This window comes from Calyptranema fuscum S582, assembly GCF_055793305.1.
Genome location: NZ_JBSLYH010000022.1, coordinates 1 through 23,672, shown reverse-complemented (window position 1 = coordinate 23,672; position 23,672 = coordinate 1). Strand labels below are relative to the sequence as shown.

At 48.3% G+C, this 23,672-nt stretch carries 18 protein-coding genes and 1 pseudogene; 9 read left to right on the top strand and 10 right to left on the bottom strand.

The window, feature by feature from the left end:
* Window positions 1-3: 3 nt before the first annotated feature.
* The 4 genes from ACR6Z4_RS15960 to ACR6Z4_RS15945 all read right to left on the bottom strand — a co-directional run bounded on the left by ACR6Z4_RS15960 (window position 4) and on the right by ACR6Z4_RS15945 (window position 5,219).
* Window positions 4-1,785, bottom strand: a complete 1,782-nt coding sequence (locus ACR6Z4_RS15960; RefSeq protein WP_479718287.1) for an NAD+ synthase — start codon at window positions 1,783-1,785, stop codon at window positions 4-6.
* A gap of 603 nt (window positions 1,786-2,388) precedes the next feature.
* Window positions 2,389-3,135 carry an NUDIX hydrolase gene (locus tag ACR6Z4_RS15955; protein WP_479718286.1) on the bottom strand — a complete coding sequence of 249 codons (747 nt, stop codon included), beginning with the start codon at window positions 3,133-3,135 and terminating at the stop codon, window positions 2,389-2,391.
* Window positions 3,081-3,695: a nicotinate-nucleotide adenylyltransferase gene (locus ACR6Z4_RS15950; RefSeq protein ID WP_479718285.1), complete on the bottom strand. Its 615-nt coding sequence runs from the start codon at window positions 3,693-3,695 to the stop codon at window positions 3,081-3,083. The genes ACR6Z4_RS15955 and ACR6Z4_RS15950 overlap by 55 nt, the downstream gene beginning before the upstream one ends.
* A gap of 150 nt (window positions 3,696-3,845) precedes the next feature.
* A complete protein-coding gene (locus tag ACR6Z4_RS15945; protein ID WP_479718284.1) occupies window positions 3,846-5,219 on the bottom strand; it encodes a nicotinate phosphoribosyltransferase in 1,374 nt (457 codons plus the stop codon).
* Between the two features lie 418 nt (window positions 5,220-5,637).
* On the opposite strand from ACR6Z4_RS15945, the gene ACR6Z4_RS15940 reads away from it, so the two are divergent.
* The 5 genes from ACR6Z4_RS15940 (at window position 5,638) to ACR6Z4_RS15920 (ending at window position 11,157) form a co-directional block, all read left to right on the top strand.
* The gene (locus tag ACR6Z4_RS15940; protein ID WP_479718283.1) at window positions 5,638-6,102 is read left to right on the top strand and encodes a hypothetical protein; all 465 of its coding nucleotides are present in this window, start codon (window positions 5,638-5,640) and stop codon (window positions 6,100-6,102) included.
* Between the two features lie 276 nt (window positions 6,103-6,378).
* Complete coding sequence (locus ACR6Z4_RS15935; RefSeq protein WP_479718282.1) at window positions 6,379-9,336, top strand: response regulator; 2,958 nt, start codon at window positions 6,379-6,381, stop codon at window positions 9,334-9,336.
* A gap of 324 nt (window positions 9,337-9,660) precedes the next feature.
* The gene (locus ACR6Z4_RS15930) at window positions 9,661-10,104 is read left to right on the top strand and encodes a CsbD family protein (protein ID WP_479718281.1); all 444 of its coding nucleotides are present in this window, start codon (window positions 9,661-9,663) and stop codon (window positions 10,102-10,104) included.
* A 151-nt stretch (window positions 10,105-10,255) separates the two neighbouring features.
* Window positions 10,256-10,390 (top strand): hypothetical protein, encoded by a 135-nt coding sequence (locus tag ACR6Z4_RS15925; RefSeq protein ID WP_479718280.1) that lies wholly within the window; start codon window positions 10,256-10,258, stop codon window positions 10,388-10,390.
* 230 nt (window positions 10,391-10,620) lie between these two features.
* The gene (locus ACR6Z4_RS15920; protein ID WP_479718279.1) at window positions 10,621-11,157 is read left to right on the top strand and encodes a DUF456 domain-containing protein; all 537 of its coding nucleotides are present in this window, start codon (window positions 10,621-10,623) and stop codon (window positions 11,155-11,157) included.
* Window positions 11,158-11,179: 22 nt separating this feature from the next.
* Here ACR6Z4_RS15920 and ACR6Z4_RS15915 read toward each other — a convergent pair whose 3' ends face one another.
* From ACR6Z4_RS15915 to ACR6Z4_RS15895, 5 genes are all read right to left on the bottom strand, one after another.
* Entirely contained in the window at window positions 11,180-11,512 is a 333-nt protein-coding gene (locus ACR6Z4_RS15915; RefSeq protein WP_479718278.1) for a hypothetical protein, read from the bottom strand.
* Between the two features lie 190 nt (window positions 11,513-11,702).
* The gene (locus tag ACR6Z4_RS15910; protein ID WP_479718277.1) at window positions 11,703-13,943 is read right to left on the bottom strand and encodes a GAF domain-containing protein; all 2,241 of its coding nucleotides are present in this window, start codon (window positions 13,941-13,943) and stop codon (window positions 11,703-11,705) included.
* Window positions 13,944-13,958: 15 nt separating this feature from the next.
* Window positions 13,959-14,396, bottom strand: a complete 438-nt coding sequence (locus ACR6Z4_RS15905) for a response regulator (RefSeq protein ID WP_479718361.1) — start codon at window positions 14,394-14,396, stop codon at window positions 13,959-13,961.
* Window positions 14,397-14,416: 20 nt separating this feature from the next.
* Window positions 14,417-15,145 (bottom strand): lipase family protein, encoded by a 729-nt coding sequence (locus tag ACR6Z4_RS15900; protein ID WP_479718276.1) that lies wholly within the window; start codon window positions 15,143-15,145, stop codon window positions 14,417-14,419.
* A gap of 569 nt (window positions 15,146-15,714) precedes the next feature.
* A complete protein-coding gene (locus tag ACR6Z4_RS15895; RefSeq protein ID WP_479718275.1) occupies window positions 15,715-17,814 on the bottom strand; it encodes an NAD(P)/FAD-dependent oxidoreductase in 2,100 nt (699 codons plus the stop codon).
* 281 nt (window positions 17,815-18,095) lie between these two features.
* On the opposite strand from ACR6Z4_RS15895, the gene ACR6Z4_RS15890 reads away from it, so the two are divergent.
* Together ACR6Z4_RS15890 and dps are read left to right on the top strand one after the other, a co-directional pair.
* Window positions 18,096-18,338: a hypothetical protein gene (locus tag ACR6Z4_RS15890; protein ID WP_479718274.1), complete on the top strand. Its 243-nt coding sequence runs from the start codon at window positions 18,096-18,098 to the stop codon at window positions 18,336-18,338.
* A gap of 183 nt (window positions 18,339-18,521) precedes the next feature.
* Window positions 18,522-19,079: pseudogene (gene dps / locus ACR6Z4_RS15885) on the top strand (DNA starvation/stationary phase protection protein Dps); the annotation flags it as partial.
* A gap of 758 nt (window positions 19,080-19,837) precedes the next feature.
* Here dps and ACR6Z4_RS15880 read toward each other — a convergent pair.
* Window positions 19,838-20,899: an AI-2E family transporter gene (locus ACR6Z4_RS15880; protein ID WP_479718273.1), complete on the bottom strand. Its 1,062-nt coding sequence runs from the start codon at window positions 20,897-20,899 to the stop codon at window positions 19,838-19,840.
* 151 nt (window positions 20,900-21,050) lie between these two features.
* Here ACR6Z4_RS15880 and ACR6Z4_RS15875 point away from each other — a divergent pair, with 151 nt between their 5' ends.
* Together ACR6Z4_RS15875 and fumC are read left to right on the top strand one after the other, a co-directional pair.
* The gene (locus tag ACR6Z4_RS15875) at window positions 21,051-21,545 is read left to right on the top strand and encodes a gluconokinase (RefSeq protein ID WP_479718272.1); all 495 of its coding nucleotides are present in this window, start codon (window positions 21,051-21,053) and stop codon (window positions 21,543-21,545) included.
* A 421-nt stretch (window positions 21,546-21,966) separates the two neighbouring features.
* Entirely contained in the window at window positions 21,967-23,379 is a 1,413-nt protein-coding gene (gene fumC, locus ACR6Z4_RS15870; protein WP_479718271.1) for a class II fumarate hydratase, read from the top strand.
* The last annotated feature ends 293 nt before the right edge of the window (window positions 23,380-23,672 follow it).

The following is a 23,672-nucleotide window of genomic DNA, read 5'->3' as shown; positions in this document are numbered from 1 at the left end:
AGTTCAAACAGTGCCATTAAAATTTTGCGGACGCCAACGGGCGGCGATCGGCATTCGCCAACCTGTGCCAAAGGCTCGATCGGTGACCTTTAACCCAGGAGGCGACTGTTTGCGCTTAAATTCAGAGCGGGTTACTAGCTGCATCACCCGTTTCACAACATCGGCATCATGCCCTGCTGCGATTACTTGATCGAGCGATTGATGGCTCAATACCAACCGATCTAAGATATCGTCGAGAATTTCATACGCAGGCAAAGAATCTTGGTCAACTTGCCCCGGCTTCAGTTCTGCACTGGGGGCTTTGACTAAAACATTCTCGGGAATGGGAGGAGCAAGAAACCCCGACAGAGACAGGTTAACGGCTAACGCATCCTGATCACTCTCGTTCCTGAAGTCGTCCGCTGTTTGCCTTTGGCTGACGTATTGATTGAGCCAGCGACAGATGGAGTAGACCCTGGTTTTGGGCACATCAGCGATCGCCGCTAAGCCCCCATTCATATCGCCATAGAGGGTGCAATACCCCACTGCCATTTCTGATTTATTGCCCGTAGAAATGAGCAAGTGCCCAAATTTATTAGATATTGCCATCAACAAATTGCCACGAATGCGCGACTGAAGGTTTTCTTCGGCAATCCCAAAGTCTGTCTCTGCAAATAGCTCAGCAAACGTTTGGTCATAGGTTTTCATCAGGTCGCCAATGGGTAAAATTTGGGTTTGAATTCCTATATTTTTTGCCAGTTCCAAGGCGTCTTTGACGGAGTGATCAGAACTGTAAGGCGATGGCATCAATATGCCCAAAACATGGTCAGCACCGACGGCAGCCGCTGCGATCGCCGCAACGAGAGATGAATCGATGCCACCACTCAACCCCAGCACGACTTTAGAAAAGCCACATTTGCGGACATAGTCTCGTACCCCCAAGACTAGTGCTGTCCATAATTCTGCATCTTCAGTTTCCGCTTGGGATGCGATCGCCTGGAGTGAGGCAGACGTTAAATCTTTTGACTCAGGATTGAACTCAAAATGGATCAGATCAGTGTCAAAAGCACGGCCCCGACCAACCATTTTCCCGGTTCGATCAAATCCCACACTACTACCATCAAAGATCAGATCATCATTACCCCCCACCTGATTGGCATATAAAATCGGCAGTTGATAGCGGATTGCGGCATGACGCAACATCGCCTCACGCAAATTTTGTTTGTTGATGCTGTACGGTGACGCCGACAAATTCACCACCAGTTCGGCTCCTCCCTTTGCCAATTCAGCGATCGGGTCTACTTCATAGGTGCGTTTGCCCCAAAATTCTTCATCATTCCACAGGTCTTCGCAGATGGTGACCCCTATCCGAATCCCATCCAGCATTAAAAAATTGCTCTGCAACCCTGGCTCAAAATAGCGAACTTCGTCAAAGACATCGTAGGTGGGCAACAGCCGCTTATGAAAGACTTGCTGAATCGTGCCCTCTGCCAATAAAGCGGTGCTATTAAACAACGGTTTGCCTCCCTGATGAGGCGATCGCTCGTTGGGGGTCACCGTTCCGACTAACACTGCCAGTTGGGGTGGTAAATCCTGCGCCAGTTGGGCTAACACCTGCGCCATGACGTTAACAAAACCGGGCTGCAACAATAAATCACGCGGCGGATAGCCACACAGCGATAATTCGGTCGTAATCAACAATCGAATATTATGCTGCACAGCGTCCTGAGCTGCCTTCAGAATCTGCTGAGCATTACCCGTTAAGTCTCCGATGATAGGGTTCAGTTGGGCGATCGCAATTTTCATAAGGGTTAGGGTTAGAGATAGGGTAGTGGGTTTTAGTTTTCTTTTTATAGCAATTGGATAGCCATTGGATGGTTCATGAGGACGGGGTGCAGGGGTGGAACCCCTGTCCGGAGGCACAGCCCCCGCCGCCCCTGTCTTGACCAGCCCTTCGGCTGCTATATAGCAATTAGAACGGGGTGCAGGGGTGGAACCCCTGTCCGGGGGCGCAGCCCCCGCGCCCCCGTCCTAACCAGCCCTTCGGCTGCTATAGAATCACCTTAGAATTACGAATGAATTAATTTATCCTTCTGTTTGGGAGAGCGATGGCTTCGCCATCGCTCTCTTAAACGGAATCGGTTTTAGTGAATGCTCCTAACAATGAATCAGTGTCAGAGCCATTAAATCCTGTCAGGGCGTAGCATTTGGGCAAAGCTTTTCAAGATAAATTAAAAATTTTTTATCCAATGCTATGTCCCTACGCCAGGTCAACACACCCTGAATTAGAACCAAGAATCGGTGATGCTTAGGATCGTGGGTTTAATAAAATCGAAGATTTATTTTTGGAAGCGCGGCGGAGCCACGCTTCCAAAAATAAACGTCCGGGTTTTAGTTAACTTGTGATCCTTAGATAAACACCAATGGTTTATCTTTTAAGGGTGCAAACGCTTCGGCATCAAAGCGATAGAGACTGGCGGGGCGTCCGGCTCCACGCGAGACCTTAACCCCGGTATCGGAAAGAAATCCCAATTTCAGCAAGCGAGTACGAAAATTGGAATAATCCGAGAAATTTTCGCCTAACACGGTGGTATAAAGCTGATATAAATCGCTCAGGGTAAACAGCTCAGGCAATACTTCAAAAGCGACGGGGCTATATTCCAACTTATTGCGCAATCGACGATACCCGTAGGTAAGAATTTCGTTATGGTCGAAGGCAAGTTTGGGAATTTGTTTCATGGGATACCAGGCAATGCCGCTGACGCCATCGGCAATTAACTCAGCTTCAGCAAACCGCGCCAGGGCGAAATAGCTGACCGAAAGATAGCGCTCCCCATAACTGGTTGTCGATTCACGGGGATCACGAGCCGGACCCCCAAAGGTATACAGTTGTTCCAGGTACAGGTTTTCGGCGCGGATTTTTTCGGATAACACTCGATAAGCAGCTGCTTCCAACGATTCGCCTTGTCGGACAAGGGTTCCAGGAAGACACCATTGTCCGAGGTAAGGTTCGTCATGACGCATCACCAACAACACCAGTAGCCGATTTTGATCAGTGTCTACTGAAAAAATGACATTATCGACTCCGACTTTAAAGTCGGCTAATGCACGCTGGGAGATGGGAGCGTCAGTTTTTTTGGGGCGGCGTCCTGGCATTCGTACAAGCGTTCTCGGTGAATGTATTCCTCGATGGGGGGCGTTAAGACATGGGTGTCTTTTTGCTCGCGGTAAGCCGTGGAAGAGAGTTTGAGCCCTCTCAAATTGGCGATCGCCACCTGTGCCCCCATTGCCCGGAGACGGTCTAACTCAGACTCGACCAGAGGGTACCCAGGGCGAGGTACCACCAGTAGCTTAACCTGTTGCAGCAATTCTTCAACCCGATACCAGCGAGGCAGTTGATCCACCAGATCTCCACCAATCACCAGCGTGAATTGGGCATCCGTCCAATAATTCTGAGCATTTTCGACCGTAATGATCGCTCTGGGGCTACTCAGTTCTTGCTGAAGTTGAAGATTGTGCCGGGGCGGGTCGATGTCATCAATTAGCAATTGCAACATCGCTGCCCGATGGGCGAGCGGGGTTTGGTGCAACTTAAACGGATTGTCAGATGCCCATACAGCCACCCAATCAAACTGATGAGATAACCAGTTCAATATTTTTTGATGAGCAGCAGTCGGCGGGTCTGCACTAGTACCAAAAAGCGCAATCTGGGTCATAGGATCGTCAGGGGTTAGGAAAGGATGAAGGATACAAGTCAAAAGCGCATAGCTAACAGCTAACAGCGCATAGCTAACAGCTAACAGCGCATAGCGCATAGCGCGTAGCGCATAGCGCATAGCTAACAGCTAACAGCTCATAGCTAACAGCTAACAGCTATTCGCTTTATAGATTCGATCGCGGGTTTGCTGGGTCAGGGTTTGCAGGGCGTCTGATAGAATCGGGTCGATCGCTTGTGCAGCATGGAGTTGCCGGGTTGCTGGAGGTAGACTGGCGATCGCCGTTTGAGTCCGTTGGGCGATCGCTGTTAGAGATTCGGTAGGGTGGAGTCGTTGACCTTGTTTCATCATTGGTTGCAGTAAAGGTTCTTCGGGGTCGTGGGCAGCTTCGGTGAATAAACCCAGGCGATCGCTGGCAATCCGTCCATTCTTATAGCATCGGAAGATTTGTTTCCGTCCTGGGTAAGTGCTTTTGCTATCTGCCGCTTTCATCACGGGAATCGTGTCAATTTCAACCAGCTTATAAACCCCATTAACAGGCGTACCCGTCACCAGTTTGGTTCCTATACCGTACCCATCAAGGGTGGCTCCGGCTTCGTTCAGTCGGTGGATTTCGTACTCATCCAGATCGCCACTGGCAAAAATGGTGATATCGGGTAATAGCGATCGTACCGTTTGCGAAAGGCTAACCAGATCTCCAGAGTCTAAGCGCACCCCACTTAATTCGATTTCGCCTGCTTTCACCTGGGCGGCAAGGCGTTGGGCAGCAGCAACGGTATCGTAGGTATCGATCAACAACGGCGCTTTAGGAAAATAGCGATGGAATGCAGCAAACGCCTTATCTTCACTCCCTTCCAGTGCCGACAACGCCATTACCAACGCATGCGCCATCGTACCGCTGGGGGTTTGCCCCAATTTCAAAGCAGCTAGAACGTTAGAGGTGCCATTCATGCCAGCGGCGATCGCGGCTCGGGCTGCCCAGAGTGAGGCTTGAGGAGAAAACGCCCGACGTGTACCAAATTCCAACAGCAATGCGTCTGCCCCTGCCACGTCTCTAATGCGGGCAGTACGAGTAGCAATCAAAGTTTGATAATTCAGCGTATTTAGCAAATAGGTCTCGACCAGTTGCGCTTGCCACAAAGGTGCTTCAATGCGCAGTAACGGTTCGTTAGCAAAAACGACAGTTCCCTCGGGCACTGCCCAGACATCGCCACTAAAGCGAGCGTCTGTTAATAATGACCAAAATTCCTCAGGAGCATGGCTAAAAATCCCCGTTGCCCGTAATGCTGCCACTTGCTCTGCACTAAAGCACAAGTGTTCTAAATAACCCAGAGCTTGCTCTAGCCCCATGGCGACCAGGTAAGAAAAGCCCTCCGGCAAACGACGAACAAATAGCTCGAAGCTAGCACGCCGCTGATCTAACCCCTCTCCGACATAACACGCGGACATAGTCAGTTGGTAGAGATCAGTCAACAAACTGTAGTCTTCAGGACTATGAACGAGTTCTGACGAGTTCACAGACATTGTACGGTTCCTGACAAGGTGTTGTTTTTAATTATAGTTAAAACAACCAAAATTTATCTGATGTTTCCGCAATTATATAGAACTTTCACAGAAAACTTTATGGAATGGAAGCTTCTCATTTAGCTCTAGAAACAAAACCACTGGGGATCTTAGCCCAGACAATATCAATCTCTGAAATGAAGATAACAGCAACGTTTTTGTTGAAAGCACCAAAAGCCCGATCCTGTCGTTGATGCATCATGACTTAGAGCGCCTTGCACCTGGATTGATGACGGCTGTTGAGAGAGCCGCGCTCTGCGCGGCTCTCTCTCAACACCGCAGACTTCGCGAGTAACGCTGTCATGGCTAAAGCCGTGCAATGGAGGAGATTTTGCAATAAGCTGTAGGGGGTGTAGCCTGTTTAATTTCTCCTCGATTCATGAACAAGTCCTTGGATGAAGCGCGATCGCTGGAACTTGCTCAGCAAGTCAAGAGTAAAGCTCAAACAACCTTTGAAAATGCCTACAGAGCCGCATTGGCAACCAAGGGATCGGTATATGTGCAGGGGTTTCTCGTGATCGCCAAAAAACCTCGGCATCCGATTGAGCATAGCTGGATTGAGGTAGACGACCACATTCTGGATCCAAACTTATCTTTTCTTAATAGTAAAATTCAAAATCTTTATTATTTTCCTGCCCAATCCATTACCGTCAAGCGCCTGAAAGCCTCTGTCGAAGAGGCTAAAGAAGATTATCCGGATGATGATCCCTTACCTATCTACGGCACTGAACCCTATGAATACTATGGGGATGTTATGTTGGGGGGGAAAGAATATGTGGACGCATTTCGAGCCGCACAACAAAAGTGTGAAGAACTAACGCGATCGCAGTCTGAACAAAACTAACCCGAATCTCGGTCGATCGGCTTAGCCGAGGAGTGAAGCATATCTGGCAGAACTGGCTTTTCAACGAATCGGTTAGGGCTGTGACTGCGCCGATCGATTTACTATATGGGCTCCGGGAACACTAGAAGTGCATCTGTCATAAATAGGGTTGGAATTGGGGGATGGGGGCAGTGCCTTCGACTAGGGGGCGCAGTCCCTGTATTCCTCATAACCAAACCCGACCTGTGAAAACCAGTACTGAGCACTCGCACCCGTTCTAGATCAGAGGAATAGCCCATGCATAGTCATTACAGTGTGCTCATTGTAGATGACTCTGAAACAGATAGAGTTACGTATCGTCGGTTTCTTCAGCACGATCCAGTCTGTGACTACACCATCACGGAAGCCATATCGGGCGAACAAGCGTTGACTCTATATCAGCAACTCAAGCCTGATCTAGTACTGCTCGATTTTATGTTGCCAGATCTCGATGGCTTAGAGATTTTGCAAGCTTTGCAGCACATGAGCAGCGATCGCCCACCGCTAGTGGTCATGTTGACCGAGCAGAGTGATGTCACCGTTGCCGTTCAGGCAATAAAGCTAGGGGCACACGATTATCTCAATAAAAAAAGGCTGGCGGCTGAGACTCTCTGTCATGTCGTGCGGAATGCTATCGAACAGCGGCGACTCCAGCAAGAATTACAACGGCAGCAAGAGCAACAACGCATGGTCAGCGCGATCGCGTTGGATATTTGTCAATCACTAGAGCTGAATCAAATCTTGACCACAGTTGTGACTCAAGTCCAGCGGTTTTTAAAGTCCGATCGGGTCGTGGTTTACCAATTTACCCCAGAGATGAATGGCACCATCGTGGCAGAATCCGTTTTGCCCGATTGGAATGCCAGCCTGAATACCCAAATTCAAGATTCTTGTTTTCAAGAAAATCTAGGGGGCACGTATCGTCAGGGCAAAAGTCGGGCGATCGCCAATATTTATGAAGCTGGTCTCAGTGAGTGCCATATTAAACTCCTAGAGCGCTATCAGATTAAGGCAAATCTGATTGTTCCTGTTTTGCTAACCTCTGATTCTGATTTAGAAACGCAGTCCGCTATCTCTTTGCCTTCCAAGCCCAATCTCTGGGGTTTACTGATTGCCCATCAATGCTCGTCAGTGCGGCAGTGGCAAGACACTGAAGTGAAATTATTAGAGCAACTTTCAGTGCAACTGGCGATCGCCATTCAGCAAGCAGAACTTTATCAAAAGTTACACCTTAGCAAACAGCAACTCGAACACATCAATCAATCCCTAGAAAGTCGGGTGGCAGACCACACTGCCCAGTTAATGCAAACCAACGATCGATTGCAACGAGAACTGTTTGAACGGGAACGAGTCGAACGCTTACTGCGAGTTTCGCAAGCTCGATTCCAAGCTTTTATGGATCATAGCCCTGCTACCGCCTGGATTACCGATAACGCAGGGCGAATGCTCTACGTCAGTCAAACGTACTTAAAAACGTTTCTGTTGCCGAGCGGCAACCTGATTGGCAAAACTGTATTTGACCTATACCCCGCAGAAATTGCCCAGCCGCTGTTGACCAACACACAACAGGTGGCAGCTAGCGGTCAAACGTTGGAGGCGATCGAAGTCGCCCCACGATACGACGGCACCCTGGGTGAATTTTTGGTCTACAAATTTCCGATCGCTGACTCGACCGGGCAGTGTCTGGTAGGCGGCGTTGCCATCGACATTACCGAACGCAAACGCACAGAGCTAGAGCTAAAACAAGCCAAAGAAGCCGCAGAAATTGCCAACAAAGCCAAAAGTATCTTTCTGGCAAATATGAGCCACGAACTGCGTACCCCGCTCAACGTGATTTTGGGATTTACCCAGCTGATGCGGCGAGATCCCCAGCTCACTGCCGAGCAAAGCGAACATTTGCATACGATTCATAGCAGCGGGGATCATCTGTTACATCTGATTAATGAAATTCTAGATCTATCTAAAATTGAAGCCGGACAAAGCAGCCTGGATGAAAGCAGTTTTGATTTGCTGGCGTTGGTGCAAATCCTTCAGAATATGTTTCGTCAGCGGATTGAAGATAAGGGCTTGCAGTTGCAGATTGATCTGGCTGATGATGTGCCCCACTATGTGATTGCCGATGTGCAAAAACTGCGCCAGGTTTTGATCAATTTGCTCAACAACGCCATCAAATTTACTGTCAAAGGTTATGTAGCATTGCGGGTTCGATGCCGTTTTGACGAAGCCCCTTACCCCATTGCCTTGCACTGTGTGGTAGAAGATACGGGCATTGGCATTGTTGAAGCAGATCAATCCACCATCTTCGATGCATTTGTGCAAACCCAGGCCGGCAAAACGACCTCCGGGGGTACCGGGTTAGGGCTAACCATCAGTCGCAAATTTGTCCAGTTGATGGGAGGAACGTTGAGTGTATCGAGTGCGGTAGGCAAGGGCAGCCGATTTGAAGTAATTGTGCCGGTGCGGCTCACAACAGCGACGGAAGTTCCGGTCGTGCAAGTGCCCCGACAAATTATTGGATTGGCTCCCGATCAACCCACCTGTCGCATCCTGGTAGTCGATGATCAGCCCGTCAATCGTCAACTGTTGGTGAAATTATTGAGTCGTTCTGGGTTAGAGCTGCAAGAAGCTGCCGACGGTCGAGAAGCAATTCTGCGGTGGCGAGAATGGCAACCCGATTTGATTTGGATGGACATTCGGATGCCATACCTCGATGGCTATGAGGCAACTCACCAGATCCGCATGGAGGCAAATCAAGCAGCAGGAATGGACTCAACTGATACTCGAACTGATACCCGCTCCTCCCCGGTTATTATTGCCCTGACAGCTCAGGCATCTCAAAGCGATCGCAGCCTTGCCCTGGCTTCAGGCTGTAACGATTTCTTGAGAAAACCTTTCCAGGAAGAAGAAATATTTGCCAAGATGGCAGAACATTTGGGCTTACGGTATCTCTACGCGGAAACTGAACCGGCGATCGCGTTTGACGCTTGCTCAACCACCTCTTCTGACTCAAGTCCACTAGTTGCAGCAGATCTGGCAGTGATGCCTGCTGAGTGGCTAAATGCTTTACATCAAGCTGCCCTATATTGCGATGACGATCGCATTCTGGTCTTAATTCAAAAAATTCCAGCCGAGCATAGTCGCCTGATCGCCAACCTCAGCCATCTCGCTCGCAATTACGAATTTAAATTATTAAAACAACTGACCCAAAACTTTTAGATGAAAACAGAGAAAAGAGTGGGCTACTACCGAATTTACACCCTCTGTAAAGATCTGAGCTTCCCAAAAAGCGATCGGTAGCGCCCTCTCCATAGCATTCATTCACCTGTGAATTTAATCTATCAACCTGGTTTGTCAGGTGTGTGTTGGCAAGATGAATTTGACATGACACTTTGCTTGTAGGAGAGTTTTTAGAGGCGATTTCATCAAAGCCCTAACAATCTCTGTCTTAAAATTTTCAAACCTCTATCGTAAGAAGGGCGTACTTTGTTGTCGGTTCAATATACAACAGAGATACAATCGATTACGCTTAGGATGGTACATATGAAAACCAATGTAATGACTCAAGTCGTACGTAAAATTAGCAAAGTATTTTGTGTATTGATGTGCGTATTGACGGTGGGTTTAGGGTTCCCAAACGTGCTGCTCAATGTCACACCTGCGGCTGTAGCAGCTCCCTACCAGCTTGCCTCTACAGGTGTGCGTGACCAAATTGAAGGCACAGCCAAGCAGGCACAAGGACGGGCACAACAAGATCTGGGTAGAACCAAAGGCGCATTCAACAACGCTGGCAATCGAGTTGAAGGGAAAGTCAAGCGCGACCTGGCTCGGACCAAAGGTGCGGTCAACGAAACCAAAGCCGTTGTCAAAGGCAGAGCAGAACGGGATGCCGCTAGAACCCAGAGTGCGATCGAGCAAGCGGGTGCAAAAGCACAGCAAAATACCAATGGTATCGTTGATACGGTCAAAGACTTTTTTGCTCAGTAGGTCATCCCTATAGCAATCTTACCGTAGCAATCTCAAACGGGTTGCGAGAGGCGCACCCTTCCAGGGTGCGTCTCTCGCAATAACCGCAATCTCTCCTCTAGTTCTGACGGATTTTGTAGTGGAGTCACCCCATCCTGTAAGAGCGTAGCATTTGGGCAGGAATTTTCGAGGTAAATCCAGCATCTTTGACCCAGTGCTATGCCCCTACGCTGGGGCAACACAAACTGAGTTAGAACTAGTCTCTCCCGATGCGAAGCGCTATAAGGGAGCGATCGCTCCCTTATAGCAGTATGCAAGTTCGTTAAGTACAGAAACGGTGTTGTGGGGCGCTCCGCGCCCCACAACACCGTACTGAATCAACCTGCACAGCGCGCTATATACAAAAGACGTTTGGTAAATTATCTAGACCCTATTTAAACTCTCGCAAGCACTGGATTTTTACGTCATCCGATTGACCATTGCTATGATTGCAAAATCGATCATTGCAACCGTAACGCCACAGGGGATGCTGACTATATGGATCTAACTATTCTTTATTGGATATTAATTGCTGTCATGCTGGTCGGCATTGTCGGAGCCATTATTCCGGGAATACCGGGTCCCAGTCTGATTTTGGTGGCAGTTTTAATCTGGGAGGTTGCCACCGGGTTTGCCGACTTCAACCTGCCGATTATTTTTATTATGTTGATTCTGGCTTTGAGTGCTGGCGTCGAACTGTTAGCAGCCTACTGGGGGGCAAAGCAGGTCGGGGCAAGCAAATGGGGGCAGATCGGGGCGATCGCCGGTATGACTCTCGGCTTTTTTGGGCTGTTGCCAACCTTACCCGTCGGAGGCCCCTTAGTGGGCATTCTATTAGGGGCAGTGTTAGGAGCCTTTCTCGGTGAGTTCCTTTACCGAAAAGAGATGTTGCCAGGAGAACGAGCAAAATTTGCTTTAAAAGTTAGCATTGCTGTTGTCGTGGGGTCACTCATTGGCAATATTGCAGAAGTATTATTGGCGATCGCCGCTGTCGCCTTATTTATTTTCAATACCTGGCCCCCAGTTGCAGGTTGAATCTGTGTTGATAGGTCAACCTCTAACGCCGTCTATCCTGGCGTTTGTCTTTCTTGCCCTTCGGATCTTCATCTTCAGTTTCGCGTTCTGCCACAGGTGTGACGACTGGGCTAGGTTCTGCCACTTGAGTGGGCACCGGACTGGTGGTTACTCCGGGGGTGCTCATGACAGAAGCAGGGGCAACAGAAGCAGGGGTTGTAGGGGCAGTGATGGGACTCAGGGCACGTTGTACCAAAATAGGAACCGCCGTTGCACCTGTTAATGAGGCAGTACCAATTAAACCTTGAATTAATAGAATTTTGAGCTTATCACTGCGTTTACGCGGCTCAGATGAAGTGCTTAAGGGGTCTGACATAGGAACTCCAGAATCGATGTGATAGTTTTTTAACTGGTATTTAGCCAAAAGCAATAGTAGTACAGAAAACTATGTCGTAGACGTATTTAGTTTGCCCAATGTTGCCGAATTACCCTACCTTAAATGGCAAATCTCTCAGGATCTCAGATGCCCAATATCAGTGATTGAGAGTATCCCGCATCCTTTTTGCTCAACAGTCCAGACCAGCTCTAAAGGGTAGATGTAAGACAAATCGGCTACCTTTGCCCTCCTCTGATGTAACGGTAATATTGCCATCGTGCAATCGTGCCAGCTTTTGTGCCAGTGCTAAGCCCAAACCTGTACCTTCATATTTGCGTGCCAGCCCCGAGCTAACCTGCTGAAACGGCTGAAATAGCTTTGCCTGGTCTTCGATAGAGATGCCGATTCCAGTATCAATTACAGCGAAATACAACATCTGATCAACCTGGGTAACGTCTAACCGCACAGACCCGACATCTGTAAATTTGACGGCATTAGAGAGCAGGTTAACCAAGATTTGTTTGAGCCGACGTTTATCAGCGGTACAGATCGTGATATTGGGGGCGATCGCCATTTCCAGTGTTAGTCCTCGTTTGGTAGCGGCTTCTTGTACCAGGTGCATACAAGCTTCGCAGACTTCTTGAACGACGACGGTTTCTAAAAATAGTTCTTCTTTACCGGCTTCTACTTTTGATAAATCGAGTAAATCATTAATCAGCTCCAGTAAATGTTTACCCGAGGCATCAATCCCTTCAATATACTGCTGTTGTTTTTCATTGATCGATCCAAATACTTGCTTAAGCAGCACACTGGTGAAGCCCAAAATGCCGGTTAATGGGGTTCGCAGCTCGTGGCTCATGGTGGTCAAAAATTCACTTTTAGCGCGATTGGCTGCATCCGACAGTTGCTTTTCGAGTTCGAGTTCGCGGGTTCGGTCTTGCACTAATTGCTCTAAATGTTCGTAACTTTGGGCGTTATACAGTGCGATCGCTGATTGTTCTGCCAGTTGTTGAAGAAATTGGATCTCTTCCGTTGTAAAGGTGCGATCGCGACTGGTCATCCACAGTTCAATACCACCAAAAAATTTTTCTCGAATAAAAATCGGCACACCCACCACTGAACAAACCTGATACTGCTGGATGAGTTGTTGCCGCACAAGATTGGGGGGTAACTGCCTGTAATCGGGGGCATGAAACACCCGACGAATCTTTGGATCATCCGACAGATCCAGGACATCAAACCAATCAGAACGATTCGCCCGAAAGTTTAGTACCGAAGGCATGTGTTCATGGGCTGACCATTCGTTACGAATAAAAACGATGTCATTTTCCATGCCATAAATAATCACCCGATCGACAGCAAAACATTCGCCCGTTTGCTTAACAATTTCCTGCAAAATATAATCGGGGTCAAGGCTGGAATTTAAGCTATGGCTAATCTGGTTGAGCAATTTTGCTCGCTGAGCTTGTTGCTGTACCTGCTGAAATAACTCTGCCTGATGAATAGCGATCGCACATTGATCGGCAATTGCTTTGACCAACGAAATATCTTCTTCTGTCCAGAGCCGTTCGCGATCGCACTCATGTAAGCTAAATCCGCCCAAAACGGTAGTTTGGTAGACCAGTGGCATGATCAGAATAGACTGAACCGAGAAATTTTGGGCTATCTCCCGTAATTCAACGGCAACAGAATCATCAAATTGAGGGATAACCAGTGGCTCCCCCTGCTTTAATAGCGACTGAAACTGCTGGCAAAAAATACACCTGTTTCCCAGTAAGCGATCGGCTTGGTCAGAGGCTTCGCTGATATACAAAACTTGCATGTGTTGATTCAGATTGGGACGAATAATCAAACACCGACTCACCGCCAGCGCTTCCTGCAACGAATTAGCCGTCGCTTGTAGCAACTCCTCTAAAATCAACGTTTCGCGCATTGCCTGGACAATGCGATTGATCATGGTTTCTCGTTTTGCCTGTCGATGAATGCGCTGAATGGCAGCCTGCTGTTGGTGTCGCAGTTGAACCTCTTGTAGCGATCGCCTTAATACGGTCGGCAATCGAAATAATCGTTCTTTCAGAACAAAATCAGTCATCCCCGCTTTGATGCATTCGACCGATGCCTCTTCACCCAACATGCCAGTAACCAAGATGAAGGGAATATCTTGTCCTGACTGCCGTAGCGCCGTTAATGTGGCATAAGCATTAAATCCAGGCAAATTAAAATCTGACAAGACCGCATCATAAGTTTTCTGGCGGAGTAGGTGTTCGTAATCCGTCAGTGAATCGACCACATCATAAATAAACTGAAGCCCTGCTTCTTCGAGGGTGATCAGCGTTAACTCTACGTCAAAGTCAGAATCCTCAATGATCAATAGCCGGAGAGGAGTCTCTTGAGATGGAGATGCGATTGCAAACCGCTGACCCTCTGACATAAATTAAACGTGGTGTTAAAAGTGCAGCAACGGAGGATGGTTGAGCGACATCCAGTAAAACCCCACCTGACGAGCAACTTCAGTAAATTGCTGGAAATCCAGGGGTTTCACAATATAACTGTTGACACCCAAATCATAACAAGCATTTAAGTCACTATCCTCTTGAGACGAGGTCATCACAACCACCACTAGCGTTTGGGTGCGCGGATGTAAACGCAGTGTTTGCAATACTTTGATGCCACTAATCTTTGGTAATTTTAGATCCAGGATAACCAGACGAGGCAGCACATGGGTCGGAGGTTCGGTGTCTGAGCCAAGTAAGTACTGCAAGGCTTGCTCGCCATCGTTGACAATATCCATCCGACTGGCTAAAGGATCATCTTGCAGCGCCAGTCGCACCAGTTCGACATCATTTGGATCGTCTTCCACTAAAAGAATGTGGCTTGGCTCCATTACCACCGTGCTTTTATCCTCTAATGAGTTATTAATTGAGCGCTGATTAATTGGGTAGCTTTGGCGCAATTCCAATATTCACCATGAGATGGTCCGGCATCCATTGCCATAGCGACCATCTCCTGTCCTGCTGATCGAGCAACTTTGGCGAACAGATTATCTGTGTCAATGTATACGTCTCGGATTTGGAGATGATCTTCCGGTTCTAGCTTGAACATGGCTCGGAGAGGATAGGCTATTAAATCTGAAGAGTGAATGAGATTTAGCCATTTCAATCCATAGGTTGAATTGCGTTTGGCAAATTCTTTTGCGCGACTGGGATGAGTACCTAACATCGTGTTAAAAAATAGAATTGGCGACCCCATCGTTGTGATGGTTTTGAGGCAAACTTTTATTGATTTAGGTTCATCGCTTAAATTTTGAATGAGTTCTCGAATCTGAAATGCAGGGTCATCTTTTTCAAACCGATCAGAAAATAGAATATCCCAAAGAATAACCGTACCTAACGAATGGGCAATGATATGTAAATCGGTCTCTTGAGGATTATCTTTACAAAATTGTAAAAGCTGTTGAGCGATCGCCCCTCGAATTTCGATTCCACGCTGCGAATGGAGATAGGTAAACATATCTCCAACAAATTCAGACAAAAACCCTTCTCTAAAGGTTCGATAGCGAAAGCAATCTGCGATATCTGTACTGAGGTCTTCTTGTTGAAGCGATCGCAAATCTTGATCGATCCAATCCCACATGCGTTCAACGTCGCTTAATGCATTTCCCCAAAAACATGAATAGAAGAGGGGAACGGTTTCACCTCGTTGGTTTAAATCCTTTTTAATAGCAAGTTTCAAAGGATTTGCGTACTTTACATCACGAGTGGCGACACCATGAACGAAAAAAACCAGCATATGTTCCAACCCAAATGCGTCTCAACCCAAATTCCTTAGGATCACACATTCATTAAAACCCGAAGATTTATATTTGGCAGCGCGGCATCGCCGCACTGCCAAACATAAATCTTCGGGTTGATTTTATGGTGAAAGGATAATTTTGAAATTTCAATCCTTTGTTTTATTCTCCAAAGAAAGCTAACCGAAGAAGAGGGAATTCAAGAATTTTTCTACGACAAAATTGACCCATCTCATCAGGGAAGACACCTCTTACAGCGCTTCGCGCTCGACTAGAACCAGATTATTTTTTGCAAGCCATGCTCCGCATGGCTTGCAAAAAATAATCTGTACCCGCTCGATCAAAAATTGAGGGATTTTCGAGGTCAATCAAGGATGTTTTGCCAAATGCTACGCCCCTATGCTCACCCGTTTTAACTTGAGGTTGGGGTCAGATGTTTGGCTTGTGCCTGGGGCTGACCAATGCCGTAGGTAATCGCATAGCTTTGTGCCAATAGCCAAAACCATAGGGCTGGATATCGCGGTTCTAGCCAGGGTTGTAGCGATCGCGCCAGTTTGGGAAGCCAACCCAATAGCCAGCCAATCACTGCACTCAACGTAAAATTCACATAGCTACCTAGCCAGCGCAGGATATCGTGAGGACCCGCCAGTTCCCAGATCCAGAGTAATAGCGATGGATTTTGTTGAGCGGCTTTGAGTGCCATGCGGTTAAAGGGAATCCACCCCGCCCGATCTTTGATAAAGCGATCGCTCACCTCTTCCGATTCACCTGCCAAAATGCCAAAAAAGGTATTGAGCATGGCATTAACCAGATAGGGCGGCAAAAACCGTCCCGTTGGCACCATCATGCCTTTAGAAAACAACCAGGTGACTGCAATGTTGCTTTGAAATGCGCGAATTTGATTCAGCGATCGAGCAGATAATAAGTTGTGTCGTAGGGCAGTATCGAGAAGTTCCGTCAGCCGTGGCAGATTTCGCACCAGCGAACCAAACCCCGTAAAGACTAAGGGCGATTGCAACGACGCTGCATCGCCAATGGCAATCAGCCGATCAACCGCCACCTGGCGATCGCCCCCGCGAATGCTGAAGTGTCCGGGAATATAGCCAAAAGTCGGCTTCTTCCAGACTAATTTCTCCAGATCGCAGCGACGATATTCGGGCAAAATCGTGAAAAAATCCTCATACATTTCCAACAATGAACCGGGATTTTCAGGATTGACCTGATGGTAATGAAACAGATAAAAAGTTAGCTCGTTGCCTTTGCCGGGAAACAATTCCCAAATCAGTTGCCGTCCGCGTGAAATATCACCGTGGGTGTTGAGTACATCGCCATATCGCGCATCCCAAACCCCAGGTTCAAACCCACCTTCAATAACGGCACCCACCGTTGGACAAACACTATCAAAGGCACGGCCACCATTTAACTGCCACGCAATGGGTGAAGCGGTTCCCATCGCATCCACCAACAAGCGTCCCTGAGCTTGTCGCAACGTTTGGCTGGGCAAATGCTGAACGGCTACAGTCACAGCTTCCGGGTCAACATCTACGCGATAAAATTCCGTTTCGTCCCAAATCTCACCGCCCGCTGCCTTTAGCTTCTCGCCGCAGAGCCACAACAGTTTTTCTGCATCAATGCCAATATTCAACACCGTCGGTGTATGTAAAACAGCCGCTTTGGCTTGGGGTGGATTGTTGGCATCAAAAAATTTGTGGAAGCCGTCCACATATTCTCTAGCGATCAAGCTTTCAAACTCCGCTGCTGAAAACAGACCCAGATCCAGCAAGCTCTGAAACTCATTCCGAGAAATGTTCCATTCCCGGTTCATTCGACCAAAAGGTAAGCGCTCAATTAACAAGACACGATGCCCCAGTTGTGCCATCACAGCCGCATGAATCACGCCCAGGGCTCCGCCGATGTAGATCAGGTCGTAGGAGATAGGGGGGGATGAGGGAGATAGGGGAGATGGGGAAGATAGGGGAGATGAGGGAGATTGTTGAAAAATTACCTGTTTGGGCTGTTGTGGATGGCGGACGCCTTCACGCCAGCGTTTTTCCCACCAATAGACGCGGGTCAGGTCATTTTCGCCATTGGGCATGCGACGAAAGTACTTGACGGTTTCGGGATAATACGGCTCCAGCCCTTCGAAAATAGAGTGTTGCGAGAAATCAATTGCCGGTGGTTCTGGATAACAATGGGGAAACTGTTGTCTGAGATTTTCGGTCAAGTGCTGAAGAAATTGTTTTTCCTGTGCAATTGGACGGGGTGCCCAACGAAAAACTTTGAGATAGGTGGTACGTTGCAATGACCAAACAAAAACAGACCACTCGAAGGGAAGTTGATCTAAACTTTCTGGAACAGCCGTCGATGCCGTTGTAGTTTCGCAGATCGTTAAGCAAAATCCATCCGGAGTAATACGTTTTGTTCCTAAAAGTGGTTCAAACGTTTGCTGTAACCAGTGTTTGACGCTAAGGGTGTCTGGAGTAGGAACTTCTAGGTAGAGAACTTCTCTCATCTTTATAATATGCACTCCAAAAATATGAACTTCAAAAAATGTCTGAACAAGCCCGTCAAACGGTCGATTCTGTCTGGTTTTGTTCAGGTGGTGTGAGGACGTCGGTGGACTCCTCGATATACCCTAAAAAAATCACAAATCCCTCTTAAAATTGCTGTGATGACTCCCAAAAATACGTTACACTTCTGCAATACAAGCATTGCTTAAAAAACTTTACAGCTTTCTCATAATCCTGTTTTGAAATTACGTTTGACAAGAGAGTAGGTTTTAACCGCACAGCTATGGATTATCCCATTCCAGATAGCCCTCAGGAAATAGTTGCTCTTCGGCAAAAGCCAGTCGATGAAGAATTGATTGCAGCCGCGATCGCAGGAGTCGTTCGGGTGGCTCGCTCTCAAGGGCGATCGCTACAACAAGTAACGGATGAGGTTTTGGCGGATGATGCGTTGTTAGACCGAAATGTGAGAGTGTGGCTCAGCCATATTGTGGCTCAGGCGTGGGAGACGTTACCTGAGGAGTTGTGATCCCGTCTGTCTAAAAAAATCAGAGCCATTGCGGATGTTTCTCGCGTGCATCTGCTTGACCGATGCCAGGGATACTCTATCGCTGCTCTCAGAATCGTTACGAAAGTAATCTCCTTAAGCGATTTCAATTGCTGATGTTTCGATTATCGTTGTTATTTGATTATTTCTCTAGGATGCAAGCATATGGGCAGTAACGGTCGTCATCCTCTTCACCCTACCCGTATCGATATTTCCTCAGATGTCCGGGCACAGGTTATCGATAGTTTGAATCAATCTTTAGCGTCTACCTTAGACCTGAAGACGCAAGTGAAACAAGCCCATTGGAATGTAAAAGGAATGGACTTTTACCAACTGCATGAGCTATTTGATGAGCTGGCAGCGGAATTGGAAGAGTTTATTGACCTGCTGGCAGAGCGGGTTACAGCGTTGGGCGGTTTGGCGTTGGGAACGGCACGCATTGCGGCAGCAACCTCGACGTTGCCCGAATATCCGCTGGACATCTTAGCAGGGAAAGACCACGTCATTGCCTTAGCCGATCGCTATGCGATGTATGGCAAGTTGGTGCGAGACGGCATCGCCCAGACTGACGATTTAGGGGATGCAGATACGGCGGATCTCTATACGGAGGTATCGCGGGCAATTGATAAACGGCTATGGTTCCTAGAAGCACACTTACAAGCCGATGCAACTGATGCGGCGATCGCTGTACCCACTGCGGCAACTGCACCCAAGGCGATCGCTTCATCTTCTAAAACGAAGGCAGCGGCAGCAAAAATGACGACACCCAAGGCGGAAGCTCCTAAAGCTGAAGCTCCCAAGGCTGAAGATTCAAATCCGGAACCCCCTAAAGCCACGACGACCAAAGCCTCTACCACGAAAGCCAAATCAACCACAGCAGCTAAAAAACCGGCAGCTAAAGCATCGGCAGCTAAAACATCGGCAGCTAAAACCAAAACAACATCAACCCGGTCTGCAAAGTCGTCGAAGACAAAATAATGGTCTAGAAAAGGTCATCCCAATAAATCGTAGGGGCGAAGCATTCGAACCATGATTTTCGCCATTTACCCAAGACTATCTAACGAATGCTTCGCCCTTACAGGAGTCACATCTTTTTCAGAAGTCCCAGTTTAGTTGTGGCGCGGCGACGCCGCGCCACAACTAAACTGGGACTTCATTTTATTTCTGGTTCTTAAGGATCGTGGATTTAATATGGCTCTACGCTTTTATTAAATCCACGATCCTACAGCCATTTTCAATTGCTTAAGCTACAGATTTTTTGTTGTGTGCCGCGCTCCGCGCGGCACACAACAAAAAATCTAAACACATCCCAGCGCGAAGCGCTGTAAGTTGTGCAACCTGAGGTGTGGGAGCGCAGCCCCCAGGCATGGGTAAAAACCCTGCACCCCGTCCTAATCTAAGTACGTAGCGTTATATATTTGGCAGCGCAGCAACGCCGCGCTGCCAAATATAAACGTCCGGGTTTTATTTAGCCTGTGATCTTAAGGACTTAATTCAGTGGATAGATTGGCTTGAGAGGCTTGCCAATCTTGGACAATACGGTTGATTGAACCGGCGATCGGGACGGCAACTAAAATGCCTAACAACCCTGCCACTTGTGCCCCCACTAACAAAGCCAGCAAAATCCAGACAGGGTTTAACCCAATCAATTCGCCCAACAGACGCGGTGTCACAGCATTATCAATCACCTGATCAATCACAAAGGCAACGAGCAACACTTCAACGCCCAGCCCAAAACTTTTTAAGCTTACCAGGGCACTCACCAGCACAATGCTCAACGTATCGCCAAAGGGAATTAAGACGGCAATGCCGATTCCTGAGCCAAACAGGAGCCAGAAAGGAACGTTGAGGAGAAAGAAGGCAATGGTCAGGGTGGTTCCCATAAGTGCAGCGATGGTTGCCTGACCGATAAAATAATTTTTAAATTGCAAGCGCAACGCTTGTTGGACTTCCATGCCCAAATCTTTAGGAAACCAGCGAAATAACCCCTGCCAGAATTCTTCGCCGTGCAGTAATAGATAGAGGGTGAACACGACGATCAACAGTCCTTCAACCACGCTATCAGTCACTTCTAAAACTAGATCGAGAATTTGACTGGGTAAGGTTTGCAATTCGCCCGAAATCAGGTTAGTCAGTCGGGACATAATCTGGCTTAGATCCACGGGTAGATTGTCTACCAGTTTTGAGTTTTCTAAGGTTTGGATTTGTTGATCGGCAGACTCAATCCAACTGGGTAGACGATCGACCAGTTCGTGTAACTGCTGTAGCAGGGTAGGCGCGATCGCAAGTCCAAAAATGACGACCCCAATCAGTGCTAAAAAGGCGATCGCCAAAATGGCATAGCCTCGCTTTAACCCACGTTGTTGCAAATACTGCACCGGAAAATCCAAAATAAATGCCAGCACATTAGCGATAACAAAAATGGTGATCAGGTTTTGAAACGATTGAAATGCCCGAAATAGTAACCAGATATTCAATATCGTCAGGGGAATCGCTAGCTCAACGAGTAACCAACGGGGCAATTTATTCAGAGATTCAAGCATTATGATACCGATTGCAACTAAATTTAAACTGAATCTAAAACCGACGAACGACGTTTGGGGTTGCACGCATCCAAGTCGGGCTAGCAGGGCTAAGGTCGTTATACATTCCCCTCCATCCGCCCAATCCGCTGTTTCACCAACTCAATTTTGCATGATTATTTTGCTCATGGGTGTGTCTGGTTCCGGAAAAACAACCATCGGTCAACGTTTGGCAACGTGCCTGGGGTGGCAGTTTTATGATGCCGATGACTTTCATCCGATCAGTAATATCGAAAAAATGCAACATGGCATCCCCCTAACGGATGGCGATCGCATTCCCTGGTTAGCTGCCCTACATGACGCCATACACCTCTGGGTAGAGACTCATACGAATGTGGTATTGGCATGTTCTGCCTTGAAAGCCAGCTATCGAGATAGCCTCTACTACCCGACCGATCCGATAAAACTGGTCTATCTCAAAGGTTCGGTCGAGTTGATTCGTCATCGGCTCAGCCAACGTAACAACCATTACATGCCACCGACGTTATTACACAGTCAATTTGATACGTTAGAAGAACCCCAAGATGCAATCGTGGTCGATATTGCCCAGTCTCCTGATGCGATCGCCCACCAGATCCAACAACAGATTCAAAAACAGTGCTGCTAAATGTATATGTAGCAGCCGAGAGGCGGGTTGAACGGGGTGCAGGGGTGGAACCCCTGCCTGGGGGCGCAGCCCCCACACCCCCACCGTCCTAACCATCTACTCAATTGCTATAAATTGCCAAATTACCTTTATCCTGGCTCTCTCCCAAAGGTTGCTACGGTGTACCCACACGTCTCCTATGCTTGCTAAGAATCACAAATTAATTAAAACCCGGACGTTTATTTTTGAAAGCGCGGCGGAGCCGCGCTTCCAAAAATAAATCTTCGGGTTTATTAAATCCACAATCCTAAATCTTGGATTGATCCCCCCTACCCCCCCTTGAAAAGGGGGGAATTGGTTCGGCAGTTCCCCTTTTTTCTAGCGCAGCGGCTGCGACCTCAGCACCACCCGTTATCATCAATGCCACCAAGGATTTGAACCGATGCAAACCGTTACCTCTACCACTGCCACCCGCACTGAAACCGATAGTATGGGCGCGATCGCTGTTCCTGCTGACCGTTATTGGGGCGCACAAACCCAGCGATCGCTGATCCACTTTGCCATTGGCAATGACGTCATGCCCAGAGAGTTGATCCGGGCGATCGCAATTCTCAAAAAAGCAGCGGCACAGGTCAATCAAGATCTGGGCAAACTTCCATCAGACAAAGCCCGTTGGATCATTCAAGCTGCCGATGAAGTCATGGCAGGCAAGCTGGACGATCACTTTCCCCTCCGCATCTGGCAGACCGGGAGTGGCACCCAGACGAATATGAATGCGAATGAAGTGATTGCCAACCGTGCCATTGAGCTAGCCGGAGGCACGTTGGGCAGCAAGACACCGATTCACCCCAACGACCATGTCAACCTATCGCAGTCATCCAACGATACCTTTCCGACTGCCATGCACATTGCTGCCGCCGAGGAGATCGTTCATCGCTTGCTGCCCATGCTGACGAAGCTTAGAGATGCGCTGCACGAAAAATCAGACGCATTCCAAAGCATCATCAAAATTGGGCGGACTCATTTAATGGATGCCGTGCCGCTGACGTTGGGGCAAGAATTTTCCGGTTACGTTGCCCAACTCGATAAGGATTTGGTACGCATTCACGCTACATTGCCTGATTTATATGAATTGGCGATCGGTGGAACGGCGGTGGGCACTGGGTTGAATGCGCCGCCAGGGTTTGCCCTGCAAGTTGCTGCAACTATTGCCGATCTGACGGGGCTACCCTTTACCAGCGCTCCCAATAAGTTTGCTGCCCTGGCATCCCATGATGCGATCGTGCAAGCCAGTGGCAGTCTGAAAACGCTGGCAAGTTCTTTAATGAAAATTGCCAATGATCTGCGTTGGCTGGGGTCGGGACCTCGGTGTGGTTTGGGTGAATTACTGTTGCCCGAAAACGAACCCGGTTCGTCGATCATGCCTGGAAAAGTCAACCCTACCCAATGCGAAGCCATGACCATGGTCTGTGTGCAAGTCATGGGCAATGATATGGCGATCGCCCTTGCTGGCTCTCAAGGCAATTTTGAGCTAAATGTTTTCAAACCCGTCATGATCCACAATTTACTGCATTCCATTCGCTTACTAGCTGATGCCTGCTCCCTGTTTACCGATCACCTCGTGGTTGGCATTCAACCCAATCACGAACAGATCCAGCACTTCTTAACCAACTCGCTGATGTTAGTCACTGCCCTCAACCCCCACATTGGCTACGACAACGCCGCAAAAGTTGCCAAAAAAGCGTATGCCGAACGTAAAACATTACGTCAAGCATGCGTCGAATTAGGCTTCCTCACCGCCGCAGAATTTGACCAGTTAGTTCGTCCTGAAAGCATGATTGGCACACCCTCTTAACCTTGAGCGCAGTCGAGCTGATTGCCCTTCGACTGCGCTCAGGGCGCGGGTTGGTTGCCCTTCGACTCCGCTCAGGGCGCGAGCTGGTTGAGCGAAGTCGAAACCAGCAGAGAATGAATCTCCCAAGACCTCGGAGGTTTTGCAAAACCTCCGAGGTCTTAACGTCTCGCTGCCACCCCACACCTGACTGTTGACAAAACACTCACTCTGCAAAATTGAGGAGAACCATACCCTTTACGTTCGACTCCGCTCACGGCAAGCCCATCCCTTCACCTCCCGTTCGACTCCGCTCA